The 20578-nt window shown below is 46.9% G+C and carries 16 protein-coding genes and 1 pseudogene; 8 read left to right on the top strand and 9 right to left on the bottom strand.

The window, feature by feature from the left end; genetic code table 11:
- Positions 1 to 26: 26 nt before the first annotated feature.
- From H581_RS0102125 to H581_RS0102140, 4 genes are all read right to left on the bottom strand, one after another.
- Positions 27 to 899 (bottom strand): carbohydrate ABC transporter permease, encoded by an 873-nt coding sequence (locus H581_RS0102125; RefSeq protein ID WP_028608571.1) that lies wholly within the window; start codon positions 897 to 899, stop codon positions 27 to 29.
- A 14-nt stretch (positions 900 to 913) separates the two neighbouring features.
- On the bottom strand, positions 914 to 1849 hold the full coding sequence (locus H581_RS0102130) for an ABC transporter permease (RefSeq protein ID WP_028608572.1): 936 nt from the start codon (positions 1847 to 1849) through the stop codon (positions 914 to 916).
- A 223-nt stretch (positions 1850 to 2072) separates the two neighbouring features.
- Positions 2073 to 3698, bottom strand: a complete 1626-nt coding sequence (locus tag H581_RS0102135; protein WP_156889478.1) for an extracellular solute-binding protein — start codon at positions 3696 to 3698, stop codon at positions 2073 to 2075.
- 42 nt (positions 3699 to 3740) lie between these two features.
- The gene (locus tag H581_RS0102140; protein ID WP_028608574.1) at positions 3741 to 6017 is read right to left on the bottom strand and encodes an AraC family transcriptional regulator; all 2277 of its coding nucleotides are present in this window, start codon (positions 6015 to 6017) and stop codon (positions 3741 to 3743) included.
- A 910-nt stretch (positions 6018 to 6927) separates the two neighbouring features.
- On the opposite strand from H581_RS0102140, the gene H581_RS0102150 reads away from it, so the two are divergent.
- Positions 6928 to 7806: a hypothetical protein gene (locus H581_RS0102150; RefSeq protein ID WP_028608575.1), complete on the top strand. Its 879-nt coding sequence runs from the start codon at positions 6928 to 6930 to the stop codon at positions 7804 to 7806.
- Positions 7807 to 7878: 72 nt separating this feature from the next.
- On the opposite strand, the gene H581_RS0102155 is transcribed toward H581_RS0102150, so the two are convergent.
- From H581_RS0102155 to H581_RS0102165, 3 genes are all read right to left on the bottom strand, one after another.
- On the bottom strand, positions 7879 to 8772 hold the full coding sequence (locus H581_RS0102155) for a response regulator (protein ID WP_051250392.1): 894 nt from the start codon (positions 8770 to 8772) through the stop codon (positions 7879 to 7881).
- Positions 8744 to 10060 carry an ATP-binding protein gene (locus H581_RS0102160; RefSeq protein ID WP_028608577.1) on the bottom strand — a complete coding sequence of 439 codons (1317 nt, stop codon included), beginning with the start codon at positions 10058 to 10060 and terminating at the stop codon, positions 8744 to 8746. The genes H581_RS0102155 and H581_RS0102160 overlap by 29 nt, the downstream gene beginning before the upstream one ends.
- A gap of 436 nt (positions 10061 to 10496) precedes the next feature.
- Positions 10497 to 12140: a cellulase family glycosylhydrolase gene (locus H581_RS0102165; protein ID WP_245599874.1), complete on the bottom strand. Its 1644-nt coding sequence runs from the start codon at positions 12138 to 12140 to the stop codon at positions 10497 to 10499.
- A 400-nt stretch (positions 12141 to 12540) separates the two neighbouring features.
- On the opposite strand from H581_RS0102165, the gene H581_RS0102170 reads away from it, so the two are divergent.
- The 6 genes from H581_RS0102170 (at position 12541) to H581_RS0102195 (ending at position 17112) form a co-directional block, all read left to right on the top strand.
- Entirely contained in the window at positions 12541 to 13248 is a 708-nt protein-coding gene (locus H581_RS0102170) for a response regulator transcription factor (RefSeq protein WP_028608579.1), read from the top strand.
- A 13-nt stretch (positions 13249 to 13261) separates the two neighbouring features.
- Positions 13262 to 14323, top strand: coding sequence for a sensor histidine kinase (locus H581_RS0102175; RefSeq protein ID WP_084134426.1), 1062 nt, complete (start codon positions 13262 to 13264; stop codon positions 14321 to 14323).
- Between the two features lie 85 nt (positions 14324 to 14408).
- Complete coding sequence (locus H581_RS0102180; RefSeq protein WP_028608581.1) at positions 14409 to 14930, top strand: hypothetical protein; 522 nt, start codon at positions 14409 to 14411, stop codon at positions 14928 to 14930.
- A 103-nt stretch (positions 14931 to 15033) separates the two neighbouring features.
- Complete coding sequence (locus H581_RS0102185) at positions 15034 to 16134, top strand: hypothetical protein (protein WP_051250393.1); 1101 nt, start codon at positions 15034 to 15036, stop codon at positions 16132 to 16134.
- Positions 16135 to 16480: 346 nt separating this feature from the next.
- Positions 16481 to 16762, top strand: a complete 282-nt coding sequence (locus tag H581_RS0102190) for a hypothetical protein (protein ID WP_028608583.1) — start codon at positions 16481 to 16483, stop codon at positions 16760 to 16762.
- Positions 16763 to 16830: 68 nt separating this feature from the next.
- Positions 16831 to 17112: a hypothetical protein gene (locus H581_RS0102195; RefSeq protein WP_028608584.1), complete on the top strand. Its 282-nt coding sequence runs from the start codon at positions 16831 to 16833 to the stop codon at positions 17110 to 17112.
- 43 nt (positions 17113 to 17155) lie between these two features.
- Here H581_RS0102195 and H581_RS0102200 read toward each other — a convergent pair whose 3' ends face one another.
- Positions 17156 to 17857, bottom strand: a complete 702-nt coding sequence (locus tag H581_RS0102200; protein ID WP_028608585.1) for a DUF4386 domain-containing protein — start codon at positions 17855 to 17857, stop codon at positions 17156 to 17158.
- 90 nt (positions 17858 to 17947) lie between these two features.
- Here H581_RS0102200 and H581_RS0102205 point away from each other — a divergent pair, with 90 nt between their 5' ends.
- Positions 17948 to 18817 carry a helix-turn-helix transcriptional regulator gene (locus H581_RS0102205; protein WP_028608586.1) on the top strand — a complete coding sequence of 290 codons (870 nt, stop codon included), beginning with the start codon at positions 17948 to 17950 and terminating at the stop codon, positions 18815 to 18817.
- A gap of 191 nt (positions 18818 to 19008) precedes the next feature.
- Here H581_RS0102205 and H581_RS32770 read toward each other — a convergent pair.
- Positions 19009 to 20564: pseudogene (locus tag H581_RS32770) on the bottom strand (tetratricopeptide repeat protein).
- Between the last annotated feature and the right edge of the window lie 14 nt (positions 20565 to 20578).

Consider the following 20578-nt stretch of genomic DNA (forward strand, 5'->3'; position numbering starts at 1 on the left):
GGCAGTTGCCTCACCGATTATATCGATTAACCCTTTACGGCGCCGATCATCATTCCTTGCACGAAATACCTCTGTACGAAAGGATACAGGCATATAATCGGCAGCGAAGTGAGCACCATGGCGGTCGACTTGACGCTTGCCGCGATTTGGCCGGTCTGCTCGGACGCAGCCCCGATTTCGGCCGGACTAACCGCATTGTCGATAATTTGCTTCAAATACAAGGCGATCGGCCACTTCTCCTTACTCTGCAAGAAGAGCGACGGTCCGAACCAGTTGTTCCACATGCCGACGATGACGAACAACGTGATCGTTGCCAGGATCGGTTTTGATAAAGGAATCGTGATCTTGGTGAAAATTCCGAATACGCCCAGGCCGTCGACGCGGCCCGCTTCCTCCAGTTCGTTCGGCAAATTGGCGAAAAACGTCTTCATCAGGATGACATTAAACGCGCTGATCGCCCCGGGGATGACAATGGCCCAGATCGTATCCCTCATGCCCAAGGTTTTAGCGACCAGGATGTAGTTCGGGATGAGTCCGCCGCCGAAATACATCGTAAACAGCACGAACGGGATAAAAAATTTGTTAAGGCGCAGCTTCGCTTTGGAAAGAGGATAAGAAATCACGGCCGTCGCGCTTACCGCGATGAACGTGCCTAATACGGAGTACAGAATCGTATTGCCGTAGTAACGGAAGAAGTCGGGCTTGCTCAGGATGACTTCGTAGGTCTGGGTCGTGAACTCCACCGGAAAGAAGCTAACCTTCCCGGCATAGATGGCGGCCTCCGAACTGAAGGACTGCGCCACGAGATAGATGAACGGGTATAACGTGAAGAGGACGACCAGGATCATGATGAATCCGTTTACAAGATTAAAACCGTTAAAGGATAAGGTTCGCTTCATAAATAGTCTCCTTTCTACCAGAGGCTTGATTTCGTCGTGCGCTTGGATATTTCATTCGCGATTGTCACTAATATGAGGCCGATGATGCCCTCGAACAAACCAACCGCTGTCGCATAGCTGAAGTTGCCTCCGGTAATGCCCATCCGGTAAACGTAAGTGGAGATGACATCCGCCGTTTCATAGGTCAAAGGATTGTACAAGAGCAGGATTTTCTCGAAATTCGAGCCTAGAATGCTGCCGATGTCCAGGATCAAGAGCACCATGACCGTTGGCAGTATGCCTGGAATCGTGACATGCAAGGCCAGACGGAACCGGCTTGCTCCATCGATCCTCGCCGCTTCGTAGAGCTCCGTATTGATGGCGGTCATCGCCGCCAAATACAGAATCGTTCCCCATCCGAGGCTCTGCCAAATGCCCGAGGTGACGTAAATCGATGAGAACCATTCCGGCAAGGAAATGAACGAGGTCGGCTCGTGCCCGAGCCATGCCAAGAAGGCGTTAATGGGGCCGCTTAAGGAAACCATCTCCTTGACCATCCCCGCTACGATAACCATCGAGATGAAATGCGGCAGGTACGATACCGTTTGCACGAATTTCTTCCACTTCATCCACCGTATTTCATTCAATAGCAGCGCGAAAATCAAGGTGAGCGGGAATTTGACCACAAGATAACTGACGCTTAACGTTAAATCATTGAAGAATGCCCGCCAGAAGGTCGGATCCTTCATGAACATCTCGAAGTACCTGAACCCGACCCAGTCGGATCCCAAAATATTCGGCCCTCCCCTATACTTCCGGAAGGCGATAATGTTGCCGATCATCGGCGCGTACTTGAAGATAATGAAGTAGATAACGGGAATGATCAGGAATGAATACAGCTTCCATTCCTTTCTGACATGCTTCCATAGCGGGCTTGTATCTACAACATTGTCGTGCGCATGAGCTGCCATGCATGATCACATCCTTACGAATTTTTGCCCTTGCCGCGATGCGGTTGCTTGCCCCATCAATGTACCTCCCGCGCCTCTCGGCTATCAATGTTCACTATCGAACATGATGTACGATAACAAGAAAATGACGGGTGACAACTTGAAATCAAGGTTCAATTTCATGAAATCCAGCGTAAACGGCTGTCGTACCCACAAAAAAAAGACGACTTCCGGTTGACGGAAGTCATCTGTTGATATAGCGCTCATATGCTTCTTGTTTTATTTCCAGTACCCGCCCGATTCCGAGCAGCCTCAGCTGCTTCACCATCTCGTCGTAGGCCTCGATGGGATCGACGCCCAATATGATGCGAAGCTCCGCATCATTCACAAACCCGCTAATCCCGCCCATAAGCGCGGACAGCTCATTTGCTTCTTCCGTCGTCGGCGTAATGGGAGGCAGCAAGTAATTTTCGTGCTTCGTTTTTTTCCACACATCAAGGGCTTGGTTGGTCTCCTCAAACTTCCATATCAGCTGCGCGTCCCGTTGAATCATCGGATAGTTCGTTTGGTGCGCATACTGAAGCATGACTTGATCGCTTGATAACCCGTCGGGATTCGCGACGACCAGATCCGTATACGTCGGCACGCCGTTCCCCATCGTATACGTTACGCCTTCGATGCCGTACGTATTCAGCAGGCTGCCTTCTTCCGAATAGGCGTAATCCAGCCAGCGAACCGCCGCCTCTAAGTGCTTCGTGGTGGCCTTGATCGCTGCCGAGCTGGTCCCCGCATACGCGTTGTCCAGCTGCCCGAATTCCGGGATCGCCCCTTGGATCAGCGTCGGATAGGGGGCGGCGACATATCGGGCAGCCGAGTCGTTCGACTGCGCCGCGAGGTTATATTTCTCGATGTAAGCATGCCAGCCGATCGTGGCGCCGCTTGTCCCGGAAGTCATCTTCTTATCCACGGTTTCCAGATCCAGGACGGCAAAATCTTTGTCGATCAATCCTTCCTTATACCACTGGCTCATCGTCGCCAAATAATCGCGATACCCCGGCTCCAAATAACCGTATGTGACCTTCCCGTCCTTGACGTAGAAATTGCCCATCACGCCGAACGCCCCCGCAAAACCAGCCGTGCGTTCGCCCAAGAACAAGGTTCGAAACGTCACCGGAGCGGAAGCTCCTTTCTTCTCCTTGAAAGCCTTCAACATTGCGTGCCACTCGTCGATCGTCGCCGGGACGGCTAGTCCCAGCTCGTCCAGCCAATCCTTGCGAACAATCGGCCCGCCGTATACCCTGTCCGATTCGGCACGAATAAACGGAAACGCATAGTAGACGCCGCTGTCCGTCTTCACCATTTTATCGATATCCGGGTGCTGCTCCAGTACTCGCTTAAAGTTCGGCGCATACCGGTCGATGACGTCGTTCAGAGGCAAAATGTATCCTTGCTCGATTGCCTTCTCCGGACCTCCCGGATATCCAAGCCAGTTATTCATAAAGATATCCGGCAAATTCCCCGAGGCCAGAAGATAACTGAATTTATTATCCTGCATAGGGACGCCGCCGAGATGCCGTATGGCGATACCCGTTCGTTTCTCGTATTCTTGGTCGATCGCCCCCCGGTTCGGCATCCCCATATCGGGAAATTCCGTCATTAGCGTTAGCTTGGCGGTTCCTTGCATCGGATACTCGAACGGCTTGCTGTCCGCTTCCGGACTATGCCGTTCCGAATTTGTTGTTTCCTTCGGGATATTCGCCTGCGTTCGTTCTTCTCCGCTATCCCCTCCGAAGCATCCGGATGCGAACAGGGCAAAGCCGATCATCACGATCCGGCCTCTCCTCAGCCAACCGAACATTTGCGCTTTCATGGCAAACGGCCTCCTTTCTCTTCTTGCCCGCTTCCGCGAACGTCAATGAATCGTTTTATATTTCCCGGGCGTAATCCCTTCGTATTTCTTGAATACGCGAATAAAGGCATGGCCGCTCGCGAAGCCGACCCTAGACGCCGTGTCGTCGATGCTCGCCCCTTCAAGCAACAGCGCCTTGGCGGCTTCAACGCGGGTCTGGCTAATATAATCGTGCAGCCCTCGATCCGTGTGCTCGCGGAATAGCCGGGATATATATTGCGGCGACAGACGGAAGTGGTCGCCGATCATCGACACGCTCAAGTTCGTATCGCTGTAGTTCCCTCGCACGAATTCGGCCACTTTATCTCCGATCCCGATACTCGTCTGGACGGCCAGCTTGCTTCGAAGCACGCCGAATACCCGGTCTAATATTTCCAGAAGCTCTTGATGAAACTCCGTCTTCGTGGAGCAAGACAGAAGTCTCTTAAGCGGTCGCCATTCATCCCACGCGATACCGGCTTGCTCCTGATCGGGAATCGTCTTGATCAGCGTCGTCGCTACGTCAAGCAAGACACATTTCGCGATTTCCAGCGACGATTGTCTTTGGAACGCCTGGTTCACGACGTCGTCGATCATCTGCTTCGCTTTGTCGAACTCGTCGGCCTTCAAGAAATTGATCAGAACCATCTGGTCGTTCACCGTGAAGAAATAACTGCTTTCGCTCGGCTTCACGTCTCCGTACCAGATTAACATCCCTTCCCCTAGCACCATGCGGTACTCTTGAGCTTCCAGCGCCTGCAGGAACGCTTGGTGCACGCCGTCCAAGCCGGTTTGCAGATCGCTCCCCGCCGTTGTGAACCGCAGCTTATAGCGGGCTGTGATGAATTCGGATGACTGAGCCAGGGCGTCCTCCATATCCTCCTTCCACAGCTCCTCTCGATCCGGATCGACGTTCACGACCGCCGAAAGCGTACCGTCCACATCCGCGAAATGAATCGTTAAGCGGTCGCCGATCACATCGCCCAGAATATTGGACACGATAAACTGCGATATATCCAGCAGCTTAACCTCGCCCTCGACGCTCTCGATATAAAATAGCAGCACCGCGAAACGGTCGGATGTCCAGGCCAAATGATGCGCCTTTGACAGCTCCGCGAGCGGTACGTTCCGATCCGCCTGACCTTTCAATAGCCTTCCTAAATAGTAGTTCTGCAAAACCCGAAGCTGCTGATCGTGTTTATTGCTCATGTCGTCCCGCTCGCGAATCGTCTCAAGCACGCTTCTCTGTATGAACGAATACTCGTCCAAGTCGGCTCCGGCCCCCTGCAGCGGACTCCTGGAGAAGACGCTCACAAGCTGCTTGACCGGGTCATAGTTTTTGCGTGAAAAATAATAAATGACCGCTCCGCCGATCGCAACGCAAAGCAGAAGTCCGAGCACATTCATCGTCTGGATGTCCCTTGCGCGTTCCCAGAAAACGTCCGTCGGGAATACGCTCACATACTTCCACCCCGTTGTATCGGACGACTCGATCGTAATCATCGACTCCGTTCCCTGGAAAGTACCGGTGAACGTACCCGTCCCGCGGTCTTTCCACTCATGGTCAGACGAAGATACCGGCAGCGCTTCTCCGGCATTCTGAAACAGGATTTGGTCGTTCGCATCCATAATGAACACTCGCCCTTGTTCGACCCAGTCGATATTTTCAAGCATCGTCCGGATCTTCTCGATATTGAGCGGAAATAACATCGTCCCCGCCGGGCCGTCTCCCGCTTGCATCGGGAACGACCGGATGTAGGAAGGCGTGCTCGTGCTTTTTCCTTGATTCTCAACCGGCAGCAGCACGTACCGCCCCGGCTGCTCTGTCTTCATCAAGTCAAGCCAGTCCTCGTAGGCGAATTTGTCCGTCTCGTGTTTGATCTCGAAAAACATCCGCTCCTCTACATACGTCTCGCTCGAGAGCACCGCCTGGCGAACATTCGAATAGATGTATATGCCTTTAATGAAATCATTCGTGGACAGCAGTTTGTTCAGTTCCCGTTTCGTTTTATAAATAAGGTAAGCGCTTTCTTCCGAAGGATCGTTTAACAGCTCCCGGACATCCGAATGAATCGACAATTGCGCGGCCAGACTCTCCGTCTGAAGCAGCTCCCCGTCTACAATATATCTGACTTGCTGCAGCATCGCACTGCTCGCCCGTTCGATCTCGTATTCCACGATTCCTCTTGTCTGGCTATAGATAATCACGCTAAGTATAACGGGTATGAACAAAATAACGGCGTACGAAACCATCCACCGGAAAGCCACGCTTCGCGTAAAGTTACCTTTTCCCCAATGCAAAACAACTTCCCCCTTACCGCTTTCTCGATGTACAAATTCAATAGTAGCACGAAACCTCCCGGCACTTCATATGTACAAATTGGTACCCCGATGTACAGTTTGTAAACTCGCCTGCTATTCCGGCCGCATCGGCCGCTTTTGCTTCGCATCGATCGGCCTGTCTATCGCACATGCAGCGAGAACACACTCTGCCAAGGTCCATGTGATGAGATGACTGGCTTGCTTGTTCTAATAAGGATTAAGTGAAACTAACCGATTAGCCTCATTTTAGGGCAGTTGAACTACTAATGCGGGATAGCGCATCGCTGGCAGCGATTAGGTCAGGGGTGAGGGTCCCCCTCGGCTCAAAGCATAGAGGTGTGATCGGGTGAACGGTTATATCTCTGTGCTTTTGGGTACCCCGAAGGGTGAAATCCCGGTTTGAATCCCGGTTACAGGGAATATAGTTTTTCTAATGGTTGCCATTACCGTTAATTCGCCGATTTGAGACTCTTTCAAGATTTAACGGTTGTCATAGATGCTATTTCCTTGTTTTCTAATGAGTTGGGCTAATGGCAGCACAGATAGCGGTGATTATAACCGTTAGGTTTTCAAGAACGGCTTTTTGGGGCGAATAGCGATGGTGGCAACCGTTAGACCATCTTCACAACGGCCTCGTGCGGCGTCCCTACCAGCTGCTTTATCTCCTCAAGCGATTGAACCAAGTGATCCCGAACGACTAGTTTATCCATCTTAGTCTCCTCCATCTTTTGATTTAATTGATAACACCGGCGTGCCCTGATTTTCGCTAGACTCCATGATTCAGAAAAAATTCCTTTTGACGTTTCGACGTGTTGGAACACGTAGGAGTAGATTTTCAAATAAATGGATAAAGTAACAACAACATACAGAAAACTGAAAGGTATTTCATATGATCCGGGAAACGTTCTTTTCGCTTAATTTCAATTCTCTCTGGTATTTAGGGTTGGGCACGTTAAGTACCCTCCTTCTCTTCTTCGTATTATTCAAAACAAAGAATTACAGGAGCCTTCTCCTGTTTTTAGGAATGGTCGGAGCAGGTTATACGATCGAGTACTTCATCTTTGTATTGTTGGAGAGCTATGCGTTTTATCCCAAGATCATCTCCCGTGATGCTTATTATGACAGTACGATGGGGGCCCTTGCATCGAATCTCCTGACTTTGCCCGCAACAGCCGCATTAATAGCGGTATTTCGATTGAACTGGATTTGGATCGTCATTTTCACAGGGATCATAGTTGGGATTGAATGGTGGTTCACAAAATTAGGCATTTATCGCCATAATTGGTGGCGGTTTGAATACACAGCGATTGGATTGCCGATCTATTATAGCTTTGCCAAAGCCTTGTTTGCACGGCTTATGCATCCCTTAAAGGGCATCCCTTATTTTTTGACGCTGTATCTTATCACATGGGCGCTTTTTACGATTCAGTTTGTCCCTCTCTCGTTTTTCAACAGCCGAAATTTTAATCTCGGTTGGTTTGAGAACCGTTCACATGATACAACTGCTTTTTCCTCCCTATCTGGAATGCTTTCAAGCATCTTTTTTGTTTGGTCGTCGCAGTTAAAGTCAAAGTATAGTTGGCTAAAGTACCTATGGCCTGTAGCTGTCGTATTTGGCGTTAACCAATTTCTTAAAATAATCGGAGTGCTGCATAGTCTTGTATGGTGGGATTTCCTGTACTGCAGCGCTATGAATTTCATCTTACTCATCGTCATTGATGCAATAAGTAAACGTTTAAGGAACGGTCCGATCTCCGGGATGAACTAATGAAAGCCACTCTTTCGAGTGGCTGCTTTTTCTATTACGCAATTTATCGATGACGCGACTCGAAACATGCACTCAGCTTTTCATTTTCTCCAGTACCTCTATATAAAAGACCTGCAAAAATTTTTTTATGTTTACTTTACCTTTTTCAGGATTCTCCTCTTCGTCCATGACCTTCATTTTTATCCGGATATCTTGAAAATCGAAGTAAAGAGGGGCATAATGTTCAAACTTCGGGTTACTGTAATCCGTCAATCCGATCGAAGCCAAATGGGTTAACGCGGCCATAATGGTCCGCCTGATTCGCTGCTCAATCGCCTTCGTCTCTTTCTCGACATCGCTCTTGCTTTGTTTATAGGTTCGGGCGACGGATTCATACAATTCTTTCAACGGCGGAAAATCGCCTGCCTGCCGATACTCAATTAAATATTCCATTAAAGAAACGACATCTTTACTGCCGGTTTCACCGATTATCCCTAAATCCATTAGAATTGGCTTCACAACCTCGCGAGCGGTTGGTTCTCTGCGGACCGCCGGCAATTCTACGGGATCGAATTTCGCTAATGATTGCTTGATTTCAAGAATATGACGCTCGTATTTCCGCTGCTCGTTCACTTTCAACAATACGGCTTCCACTTCCAGACGGTTTATCGGCTTATGGATAAAAAACTCGATTCCTCTTTGATAAGCCAGTCCTACCACTTCTTTATTTTCAATTTGAGAAATCATAATAAACTTTCCCTTATAACCCCTGTCTTTCAATTGCGTTATCGTCTCGATCCCATCCTGATCCGGCATTAATAAATCAATCAAAACGATATCCGGCTTCAGTTCAAGAATGATACGGGTTCCCTCCGATCCTTCTCCGGCCGTGCCGGCAACCTCGCCAAGCTTGCACTGCTCAATAATGTTTTGAAGCATCCGCCTGCTAACTGCGTCGTCATCCACGATAACGAAAGATATCGACATTTGCTTCCCCCCCTTTTTGTAAAGCGGTTATCGGAAGGCGAATGAAAAATCGGGTACCGCCAGCCTTCATCGATGACTCCACTTCGATACCGCCTCCGAAGGAATGAACGATATCGCGTACGTGAGAGAGGCCAATCCCCGTTGCCGCAATTCCCTCTATATTAAACTTTGTCGTAAAACCCGGTTCAAAAATAATTTTTTTATCCTTTTCGGAAATGCCTATCCCCGAATCCGTAACCACAAACAGGATTTCGTTTTCCTTTTCCGCAGCTTCCACTCTAATCATACCACTTTTCTCTATCGCTTCTACAGCATTAGACACCAGGTTGTTAAGCACCGTCAATATAGGTATATAATGAGGGGTAAAGAAGTTTACATCCGCTTCTACTTCTATAACCATTTTTTTGCTCAGCATTTCACTATATTTTTGATTTCCTTTTACGACAAAATCGAGAATCTCCGAGAGGCTCAGGTCAACTACGATTTCACTGTCATATAATTCCAGCAAGCCTGCCAAAATACGCTGGGAATCCTTCTTCACTTCATGGATTTGCTGGGCGACCTCTAGTACTTGCCCGCTGTAGCCGCCTAGATTCTCTTCTTTTAATTTTCGGGACAGATTAAAGCTGTTTACGGTAATGGACTCAATCGTTTCCATTGATTTTCTTAAATAAAAGACTTCCCCATATAAACCTGCCCCAATATTTATCATTTGCTCCATCCGCTTTTGCTGCTCCGCATGGAGGAACCGCATTTGACTGATCGAAATGCTGCTGTACAGTCCGATTACAAAATAACTTCGCACAATTGCAATAGCTATTAATTGAAACCATTCATTGAGATGAAATGCATGTGTGTCCAGTATCATTCCGCGCACGAAGAGCTCGGTTACGTTAGACGCGAAGTCGATCGCGGAAACGATCGCGCCTAAAACAAGGGGATGATACTCGTTTATTCTTTTTTGAAACCCGCTCATTCCGAGCGCAAAAACAACATAATAAATACCGGCCGCCAAGTTATTTTGTATACTTTCCATAACAGAAAAGGAGTTTGTAGCGATCATCCATTCTCCTGCCTGAAAGACCATGCTGAACAATCCTGACATGAGCCCGATCGTTAAATAAGGCAAGTGACGCATAAATAATAGAAAACATAAAAATATACTGACACCCAGACCGATACGAAAAAAATCGCCGCTGAAGGGATTAATCTTGAATTGAGCGCCAATGGCCGTAGCCATCGCTATAGCGATCAATTGAAATCTTTCATTTTTGATAATCGTATTCATCCTGCGATCGGCTCCTGACGAGAGTCAGACATCAAATCACCTTACATGAACCTATCTTCTAATAATATATATACTAACATATATTTCACGTTAATTGAATAAATGGACGCCATCCAGAAGGTGGGATGTTATGTTTCTGTACATCGAAAATAAATAAAGCCAAACGACGATGTCATTCTTAAAGCTGTACAAGATTTTATTGCCAAGATAAACAAGACACCAATGAAGACGGTAGACAGGCTATGCATCCAACTATAAGTATTTAGTGCCGTCTATATAGTTAATTGTTCAGTCGTAGAAAAAAAACCGTCCTCGCGGACGGTCCTTTTAACGTGATCGTATGGCTGCTGTACGAATCGTGTGACTTGAACTTATTTTCAAATGAGGTCACACGATTGTATTGGCCTACTGTAACCATCCGTTTGTTTTGTTACGATTAGGGGTTAACAAACTGCCACTGCAGATTGGTACTGGAATTGCTGCTCCACAATTTCAAGTCGGAGCCATTTGCAGCATTGCCGCCGCTATCCAAATAAAGTCCGGCAGCAACATTTTTTATCCTGTAATTACTTCCGTAGGCCTCCAATACCCACCGCTGGTTGTTGCTGGTACTGTTGCTCCACTGCCCGCAAATGGAGCCGTTTGTGGTAAGACCCATACCGTCAAGATACAAACCTGTAGCGACATTCTTGATTTTATAGTAGCTTCCGTAAAATTCCATTACCCACTTCTGGTTGTTGCTGGTGCTGGCGCTCCATTGACCTGCGTTGGAGCCGTTGGTCGTACGGCCTATGCCGTCAATATACAGCCCTGTCGTCACGTTTTTCATTTTAGAAGTGTTCATGACACCCATGATCGCATCAATAATACCCTGCTGCGTTACGGCATAGGTAGAACGGTTAAACAATCCGAAACCATACTGGCCGTTGACTCCGTTATCCCAAATAACCGGTACGGAACTGTATTTCCTGGCCGTCGAGGCTACTGCTTTCGCAAATGCCGCACGGTACGTATTATTCGCGGAATCAAAGGCCGTTTTATCGATGGAACCATATTCACCGACGACCACGGGATATCCTTGCGTTACGAATTTATCGTACGTGGACTTCAACTGCGCATCCAAATAATCTTCCTGTCCCCAGGTTGATTTCTTCGAAGCGTTGGTAGCCGTTGCACCCCATTGCGTGATGTTGCCGGATTCTTCGCCGACGAAGTCCCAGGGCGAGTAATAATGAACGGAGATCATGATTCTCTTCTCGGAACTTGGAATCGTTGAGGATCTGTAATTGTCCGTAGGAAGCGCAAAACCAGTATAACCATTGTTGCCTGCCGTGTAATCAATATTCGTATTCCAACCTGGAATCAACAGCCATCTTGCCGCATTGTTTCCGCCGGTTTGTCTCACGGTGTCCACAAAGATTTGATTAAACGTATTAATATTTGAATAAATAGCGAGGTCAGGCTGTGCCCCACTATATGTCTTCCCATCGAATACTTCGTTCATTGATTCGAAGATCAAATGCTCGTTATAATTGACGAATGTATTGGCAATCTGCTGCCAAACCTTTTTAAATTTGTCTCGAATCGTATTTTGATCGCTTGCATTCGGCAACAACCAATTATCTGACGGGGTATTGGGGGTTGTAGAGTGATAGCCGTCATGGTGAATATTGAGAATGACAAACAAGCCCTCGCTGTAAGCATAATCGACAACTTCTTTCACTCTGGCCAGATACGCAGAATCAATGGTGTAATTCGGAATAGAACCGATTTTTTTCATATACGTAACAGGGATCCGAATGGATTTAAACCCTGCTGCTTTTACCTTTTGAATTAACGCTTTTGTGATAACTGGATTACCCCAAGCTGTTTCGCTAGGAACACCGTTAATATTAGCATCTAATGCGTTGCCTAAATTCCATCCTGCACCCATTTCAAAAACAACTTGTGAAGAATTCAATTGTGTAAAATCAGCTGTTTCTGCTGCTGATACTACCGGACTCCAACCGGAAATAACCGTTGCACATACCAATGCCATGGTTAACAAATAGACGCTGAATGACTTAACTTTTAACATCATGCCAAACACCTCCGTCTCTTATTTTTGTTTCTTATGAACCGGGTTCAACTAAAGAACTCCCATCCGATAGCGACTCTATTAATTCCCCCTTTCTATTTAATAGTTTCTTGGAATATCCTCCCGGAGACTGAAGTATGAGCATCTTGATTATATAAGAATAAATGCATATAATATCACCCCATAAATTGTCACAAAAATCATATAAAAATCATGAAAGCGTTTTCATAAAACTCTCTAGATCGGAACAATCGCTAATTTCCAAATGTGTATCGGTACAGTTTGATAACCTATATAATGGTTACAAAAGAGAGGAAATACTTAATAGAAGAGGTTCTATGTTAAGTCATGGTTTTACCACTATGATGATGACGTATACCATTCGGTAAAGGAGCGCGGCACCATGAAAGAAACGATATTATTGGTTGATGATGAGGAAGGCATTCTGATCATGCTGGAAAATCTGCTTCGCAAAGTAGGCTATTCCTCGATTACAAAAGCCGGTTCCGCCGCTGCGGCGCTTACGGCTGTACGAACGGCACGCTTTGATATGATCGTGCTTGATGTCATGCTTCCGGATATGGACGGGTTTTCCTTGTGTACGGAGCTGCGCAAAACCGTAACGACGCCGATTCTGTTCCTTACCGCCCGTTCCAGCGATATGGATAAGCTGCAAGGATTGTATTTGGGCGGGGACGACTATGTAACGAAACCATTCAACCCGATGGAAGTGGTGGCGCGGATTCAAGCCCATTTGAGAAGGAGCTCCCGTTATGTGTCCGATGCCGTGAGCGCCGAGGAGCTGTACCGGTACGATACGTTTACGGTTAACCGGACGAGCGGACAGCTTATCGTCAACCGCGTTGAGGTACCTTGTCCGGCGAAAGAGCTTGAACTGCTGCTCTATTTTTGCAAGCATCCGAACCGTGTGTTCACCGCCCAACAATTATATGAGCAGGTATGGGGCGCTATGGTAGAAGGTGATGAGAAAACGGTCGTGATCCACATCTCCAGACTACGAAAGAAGCTGGAGGCCGATCCGTCCGACCCGAAGCTCATCGTGACGCTAAGAGGGATCGGGTACAAGTTCGTTCCGTCCTCAGGAGGTTAAAAACTTGAATTTTATGTTTCGTATGGCGCTGCAGCTGCTGATGGCTTTCTTTTTCCTGTTTGTTTGCATACAAGTGATCGTGATCGTGGTGGCCTGGATTTTCTGGCCGGGAATGATCCAGTCCGGAAATAGCACCGGTCATTATGAGAGCTTTGTTTTGATTTTATTCACCGTCCTATTTCTTCTCACCCTGCTCCTTATTGGCTGGTATCTATGGAAGCCGGTTTATTTCTTTATGTCTTGGATCAAATGTCTGGCAAACGGCCAATATGATTTTCCGAGGCGCTGGGCCGAAATCCACTCCCGCAAAAGAGGATCGTTAAAGTTTCCATACGCCGTTTACAAGGAGCTGTTCGAGCATATACAGATGCTGGCGGGCACGCTTCAAAACAACGAGAAGGCGCTTCGAGAGTCGGAACAAATGAAACAAGTGTGGATTCGCGGCATATCACACGACTTAAAAACGCCGTTAACCTATATATCCGGTTATTCCGCCATGCTCACCAATCCGGAGTACCAATGGAGCGAAGCGGAAAAGAGAGAATTCCTCTCCGTCATTCAGCAGAAAGCCGCCCATCTTCAGGAACTTGTACAAGACCTTAATGAAAACATTCAGGGGCACATCCCTCTCTTACCCGAGACAGCGGATATCGTTGAGTTCGTACGCCGTGCAGTAGCGGACGTCAGCAGCGCTCCATGGGCGAACGGTTATCATTTTCGAATGGATTCGGAGCCGTACCCTATCCCGGTATCCTGCGACCCGAAGCTAATGATGCGCGCTATCCGCAATTTGCTCGTCAATGCCGTCGTCCATAATCCGGAAGGCACCAAGATCACTGTTCGGGTTGCACTGCTTCAGGACGGGATGACGGAGATCCGCATCGAAGATAACGGGATCGGCTTCAGCGAGACGCTGGTTAAGAATACTGCAGAAATAACATCTTCCGGCCGTTCCGGCCTGGGACTGTCCATTGCCAAGCAGCTTATTGAAGCCCATGGCGGGCAATTCATCGTCGCCAGCAAGCCAGGTGAAGGAACCTCCCTGTCCATCAGGCTGCAAGCAGCGCAAAGTTAAGGTGAAGTTGAGCTTCCGTTTACCTCATGTTTACCTGCGTTCTCTATAATAACGGTAACGACGTTAGGAAGGAGGATGTTCATTAATGATAAATCAGGCTTGGTGGTTTTCGAGAAAATGGGGGTATGCCGCGTCAATCGCGCTTATCCCCTACCTGATTTTAAAAACTCTTTGGGCGAACGGATTCGCCGTTCTGGCTACCGGGCAAGGCATTGAGCAGCTCCATGCCTCCATCCGGAGCAATGCCGATCCGTTCAGCAAAACACTGTACGCTATCGGAATCGATCCAACCGCAATACTCGCGCTGATCGCCTCACTGCTTGCGCTTGCTTTGGTTCAGAGGTGGGGACAGAAAATTCCGCGCTGGATTCTGCTCCCCCCAGCAGGTTTGGGCGGTTTATTGTTCATTACGGTTTGTTTTGTAACGTTAAATAAACTGTTTACGGGTGACATCCGTATGTCCGATAGCCCGGAATTCCATCCCTGGGTGCTCGTTCCGGTATACGGCGGCTTCTTCGCTTGGGGCGTTACGATCAGTATGGCCGCTTTGTGTTACTTCGTCAGAACGAGAAACAAGGTACCTTCCAGCGGTAACATAGCGCGCTGAAACGGAAGCTCCCGACGTAAATCGTACGGTGGGTGACGGGGTGCTAGTGAAATATTTCACAAAATAATGCTCTGCTTATCTAATTCAAAGGGGATGAACAATTATGGCTCTCAAACAACGTATTGATGTGACGCATGCAGGAACGAATATTCCGAAAGCTCCGCCGCTTCGCTGGTGGAGACATTGGCCGGAATGGACCCGCTACGCAGCGATCTTGTGGTCGGTTATTTACGGTGCGCTGGGCGTATACTGGTCGCTCGGAGGAATGGGTTTTCCATTTGGGCTGTTGAACGATCCGAATGCGGGACCCTCCTTTTCCAGACTTATGACAGCCGGGACCGCAGGACCCGTCATCGCTATCGTATGCTTTCTTGGTGTGATCGCTCTCTTGATGGGCAAGTTCAAAGCCCGGGGTTTTATCCGGACGATTCTCCTCCTATATGCTTGGAGTGCCGCAGCGGTTCTCTGCTTCACGATCCCGGACACCCGTGCACTCATCGCAGCGGCTTACGCTCCCGTTGCGCTCATAGGAGCCATTTTCGGGCAGCCGTTAGATTATTTCGAGTTCTTAACGTGGCCGGTGGTGAACCAGTTTGTCTGCCTTGCAGGCGGTTTTTTATGGGCAGCGACCGCTCTGTCCTATCAGCGCCAGACCAGAGACGCCTGCAGGTATTGCGGTCGCAAAAACAATTCGAGCCATTGGTTGGCATCGAGCTCCGCGTTGGCCTGGGGAAGGTGGATAGCCTATGTGGCGATCCTGGCCCCTGCCTATTACGATATCACCCGCATAGCATGGCTGCTGGGAATACCTCTGGGGGTGACGCCGGCATTTTTTCAAAGCCTTCAGGATTCAGGAGCGGTCTGGGCGGGAGCGGGCCTTGCCTTCGTATCCGTTGCCGGCGCAATTCTAACACACGGTCTAATCATGCCGTGGGGTGAGATCTTTCCACGTTGGATTCCGTTCCTGGCGGGGAAGCGCGTCCCTCCTGCCCTCGCGATCGTACCTGCCGGACTGGTCTCCATCATGTTAACCATTACCGGCATTCAAGTGTTATGGGGCTTCACCTTGCACGCCGATTTGCAGAATTGGGGAGCAACTACGCCGCTCCTGCTCATACCGGTATGGGGGATTGCCTTAGGGGCCGCTACGATTTTCTACTATTACCGCAGGAAGGATCGCTGCAGACATTGCACACACTCCTGAGAATGCTTGGCGCATCCGGGACTTTTTCCAACATAAAGCTACAACACATTATTACATCAAGATCTCGGTTTTTGTTTTAAAGGCTTCAAACCACTTCAAGCGATCAGCGTCCAGCGCGTCATTGTTTATCGTTCGTAAAACAATTGAAAGTCAACCAAATCAAGCTGTTTCCCCCTATGATTTGCTCCCTTTTGAAAGGAATCGAACTTGCTGCAGGAGCCGACAATCGGACTAAGATTTTTGTCTAAATATTTTTATGCACCCGGTTTATAACTCGACAGAAATTGTGTTGCATGCCTGATATACTCTAGTTAACTCTTAATACTAGTTTGGGGGGAATGGAAGAATGGAAGCTATTTTATTCTTTATCTTGAGTCTTATGATGGGAGTCAAACGCGATATGGCAAAACAGACCGATAAAGCTAAACCAGCCTGTCTTGGCAGAATCTATTCGTTTGAAGCGTACTTGATTGAGAAGCAACCGATATCCGTCTTACCGGATAGGCAGAAGAATACTGTGACGCTGCAGCCATTCATCCCCGTACAGAAAAGCTCGCAACGCAGTCCGCGTTCCGAATGGCAGATTTGGTGCGAGAATAATAGAATGTTATTCCGGAACTCCGCATAACACGACAGAAATGATGATTTGTTGTTGGTGTAACGAAGTTAATCCGATCAATAGGGAGGAATAAAAAAATGAAAGCAATTATCTACTTTTTCTGGAATCTGATGATGGGATTCAAACGAGTCGCTATTAAACTGTCCGATATGGTTACAGCAAGTCTTGTTTTAATTTATTCTTTTGAAGCGCACATGTTTGGGCATCAAAGGGCAGCCGCCTTGCCGAATAGACAGAAGCAGCATTACATGATGCTGCTGCCATCCGTCTCTATACAGAAAGACTCGCAAAATCGACCGCATATGAAAAGGCAGATATACAGCGAGTACAATAAAATGTTGTTCCGGAGTTCCGCTTGAGAAGTTATGTTCAGCATAACTTCTCTCATGTTAAAATTTGAAATCACGAATTCGCTAATCGATTTTCAAGCTTTTGCTTATGGAACCCCTTCACAATTAACCAGACTGCCAGGCTCATCTCATAAACGCCCACCGGCAGAGCAATGAGTCCTTTTGCTGCTGAGAAAGGTTCTACAATACCAAACAGTTCAAGTAATCCGGCTATGAATACTGAAACAGCTGTAATCATACCGAATAGCGCTAGCCGTTTCGGCACCAAGCCTGTTCTATAAAGTAAATAACTATACATTATCGTATTTACGCCTAGCATGAAATTCGGACCCAACATAGAAGTCCAACGATGAAAGGCTTGCAGCATGTAACCGATAGCGAGAAGATTTTCTTCCCTTTCTACGCTGCCTGCTTCATAATGTATACTAAGCTGCAACAAACCTAATATACTCACCACGCCTATTGCAATAAGAACGGCTTCCATAAAACGAAAACAAAGATATCCTAATGCCATGTGCTCATTCCAACGACGAATATAAGGGAACAGCATAACTGCTGTCCCAACTGCCGTCAGTACGAGCAAAAGATCATTGATTACACCGATTAAAACCTTCGTCTTAAATCCATCGGCTACGGACATATACCATTGCTCTGATAGTACCGGTTGATAAAAGACAACCGCTATGACTGAAGTGACCGCAGCTACGATATAAAAAATACCTAATAAAATTCCATTCTTTCTGTCTCGTGTCATTGCTTTACCTCCTGGAAATAATCAGTTGGCTGATTTTCAATGCTATACCCTTTTCGAAATATTCAGAAACACTTGATATAAGGAGTTACTATGGAACATCATGAAGTAATTGAATTGGCTTTGGATCATATTGAGAAAAACTTGCAGCAACCTTTAACCGTGGAGTCTGTTGCCCATACCTTCAACATGTCCAAATTTTATTTTCATCGGCTTTTTTCTGCCATGATGGGTTGTTCATTAAACCAATACATACTATCCAGAAGATTGAATGCATCACTAGAATTAATTCAAAACGATAATTTTTCTCTAACAGATATTGCCTACCAGCTGAACTTTGGAACTCAATCCTCATTCACCCGCGCTTTCAAACGCCAATACGGTATGGCTCCAAGCTCACTAAGAGTAAAAAATATGAACATGCCTCAAACACCAATACCTTCAGTGGTAAAAAGACCCATTAAAAACATCAATGGCGATGTTGTCGCCGATTTCACCCTAACGGAGCTCGAATCAACCAGGGTGAGCGGCATCGCTTTTGAAGTTGATCTGGCAGTTGATGATTACAAGTCGAAAATCCGATCTCTTTCAAAAATGCTATTAGATAACATTGATGAAACAATAACTGGATCCTGTTATGTCATCTATTCAAACTGCCAACCGAATTCAACCCGCTTCAGGGCCCTGTTCGGGGTTCCGCACGATATCCAGATAGATATCCCTTTTTATTTTACCGTCGATGTTCCACAGCTCTTCTGTGCCAAGTTCAAATATTTTGGTGATCTACTTGACATAGGAGATGTCTTCATAGCTGATTATGCAAGATTTTTGAAGATTTCCAAGCAGGAAACGGAGCATTCACATATCGAACTCATTCAAGTTTTTGATAACATTCACAATCTGGATTCGGCCTATCACATCTATGCGCCTGTCAAAAAACTGCCTATTGATTTAGATCTATAACATCGGCTTACAGTACTCATCATGCCCTTTATGATCCTCCTTTCGGTTTCAGTTATTATTTTGATGAACAAAAGATAACATATTAGTTGTAAAGCAGACTTTCCAAATCTTGCTGTAAACGAAAAAAAGCACCTCTTTCGAGGTGCATAATAATGATTTTTCGGGCTATCCGTAACACTACAATGGCGAAATTATACGGACTCAAATCTTTTTACCAGCGCCAATGCTTCTTCATGGCCAGGCTCATGTTTTAATAATTCTCTCGTGTAACTCAAAGCATCTTCTACTAATTCCAATTCGAAACAACAAATGGCTAGACAATAATAGACGGCGGATGTTATCTCCTCTTGGTCTTCTTGAATCGATATTTCCAAAAAACGTTTGGAGTCCTCGTACATTTCCATCTCGAACAGTAACAATCCGGCCTCAAGCGCGATATCATAACGCTGATTCATGACGTAATACGACGACCACATAAGCTGTATGCCCCGAAAAATATCCTGCTTTTCTTCATCATTCGCATCCGGTAACAGACTGGAAACCTGCTTCGTACTCTGAAAGAAAAATTCCGCGTCATATCCGCCTAAACGCCAAAAACTTAATATTTGCTGCAATTCCATGCTATCTACATGGGGATCTACCCATTCCTTCAAACTGAAAAATTCGTCCGGACCAAAGCGCTCAATACAGCGACGATAGGCTAATCTGGTTTGGAAGCAGTCCATCGGCGTATCCATGTTGATTATACAACCTACATTGATATTTTTATAATGATGCGGGGGAAATAACGCGAGAGCTCCCCTCTGTTCCAATATTTGCCGAATCGCATGGTAGTTTGCCGTTAAAGAGAAACTTCCATGAAGGATTAACTCCGGCGGATCAGCGAATTTCCAGTTTTCAAGCAAGTGATCCCCTTTGTCTGCTGTCAGCAATAGAAATCCCGCTTGGGACAATTGATTCAATCGATCTAAACAAGTTAATCCGGCGACCGGAAATAAAATATGCGAATCTTCCAATTGTTCCTGATAAGCAGCTATGACATCGCGATAAGGATAACTTTTTTGCTCGTACTCCGGCGCCCGCCGATACTCGTATTGCAAGATATTTGATCAAGTATTTCTGACGGTTTAAGTGAATCCTTACGTTCAGGATATTCGATGAAAACATCCGCTTCATAAATTTGACCTTCATCCACATAAAGCAGCTCTTGCGGAATACTATCAAAAAAGTAGTTCGCCACAATGATTAAAAGTTGTTTTAAATTTCCTTCACGAATGGCGGCGTCCGACACAATCAAATGCAGAACCGTATCTTGAACGGCATCGAATCGCGCAAAATCGAGTATTCCCTTGGCAATAAACGATTGTAGAGCCGGATGCTCCTTCCAGGCCAAAACATTGTTCATCGCCAAATCCGTCATGATATATCGAAACGAAGGTAACGCTATCCCCGCGTAGTCTATCAACCGACATAATTCGTGTAATACATGGAAAGCAAAACGCCCTGCTCCCGCCCCAAGCTCCACAATTTGGACAGGGTCTGCGCGATCTTCCTTATTTGCCCGATCTTGAAGAAACCCGAATATCATTTCTGCATATGCCGCAGCGATCAATGGATTGCACGTTATATATTGAGGAACTTGATCGTTGTTCCAAGCCTTCAATCCTTCTTCTTCATAATATTTCCGCTGAATATTCCATATCGGCGCTTCACTAAAGCGGTAACGTTGTTTATTGATACCTGTCATTTAAACCTTATCCC

Source organism: Paenibacillus harenae DSM 16969 (assembly GCF_000422465.1).
GTDB classification, from domain to species: Bacteria; Bacillota; Bacilli; order Paenibacillales; family Paenibacillaceae; genus Pristimantibacillus; species Pristimantibacillus harenae.

What these genes read in the sequence shown, in the direction of transcription:
- H581_RS0102125 (WP_028608571.1), bottom strand. Translation starts at nt 899, where the DNA reads ATGAAGCGAACCTTATCCTTTAACGGTTTTAATCTTGTAAACGGATTC.
- H581_RS0102130 (WP_028608572.1), bottom strand. Translation starts at nt 1,849, where the DNA reads ATGGCAGCTCATGCGCACGACAATGTTGTAGATACAAGCCCGCTATGG.
- H581_RS0102135 (WP_156889478.1), bottom strand. Translation starts at nt 3,698, where the DNA reads ATGAAAGCGCAAATGTTCGGTTGGCTGAGGAGAGGCCGGATCGTGATG.
- H581_RS0102150 (WP_028608575.1), top strand. Translation starts at nt 6,928, where the DNA reads ATGATCCGGGAAACGTTCTTTTCGCTTAATTTCAATTCTCTCTGGTAT.
- H581_RS0102155 (WP_051250392.1), bottom strand. Translation starts at nt 8,772, where the DNA reads ATGTCGATATCTTTCGTTATCGTGGATGACGACGCAGTTAGCAGGCGG.
- H581_RS0102160 (WP_028608577.1), bottom strand. Translation starts at nt 10,060, where the DNA reads ATGAATACGATTATCAAAAATGAAAGATTTCAATTGATCGCTATAGCG.
- H581_RS0102165 (WP_245599874.1), bottom strand. Translation starts at nt 12,140, where the DNA reads ATGATGTTAAAAGTTAAGTCATTCAGCGTCTATTTGTTAACCATGGCA.
- H581_RS0102170 (WP_028608579.1), top strand. Translation starts at nt 12,541, where the DNA reads ATGAAAGAAACGATATTATTGGTTGATGATGAGGAAGGCATTCTGATC.
- H581_RS0102175 (WP_084134426.1), top strand. Translation starts at nt 13,262, where the DNA reads ATGTTTCGTATGGCGCTGCAGCTGCTGATGGCTTTCTTTTTCCTGTTT.
- H581_RS0102180 (WP_028608581.1), top strand. Translation starts at nt 14,409, where the DNA reads ATGATAAATCAGGCTTGGTGGTTTTCGAGAAAATGGGGGTATGCCGCG.
- H581_RS0102185 (WP_051250393.1), top strand. Translation starts at nt 15,034, where the DNA reads ATGGCTCTCAAACAACGTATTGATGTGACGCATGCAGGAACGAATATT.
- H581_RS0102190 (WP_028608583.1), top strand. Translation starts at nt 16,481, where the DNA reads ATGGAAGCTATTTTATTCTTTATCTTGAGTCTTATGATGGGAGTCAAA.
- H581_RS0102195 (WP_028608584.1), top strand. Translation starts at nt 16,831, where the DNA reads ATGAAAGCAATTATCTACTTTTTCTGGAATCTGATGATGGGATTCAAA.
- H581_RS0102200 (WP_028608585.1), bottom strand. Translation starts at nt 17,857, where the DNA reads ATGACACGAGACAGAAAGAATGGAATTTTATTAGGTATTTTTTATATC.
- H581_RS0102205 (WP_028608586.1), top strand. Translation starts at nt 17,948, where the DNA reads ATGGAACATCATGAAGTAATTGAATTGGCTTTGGATCATATTGAGAAA.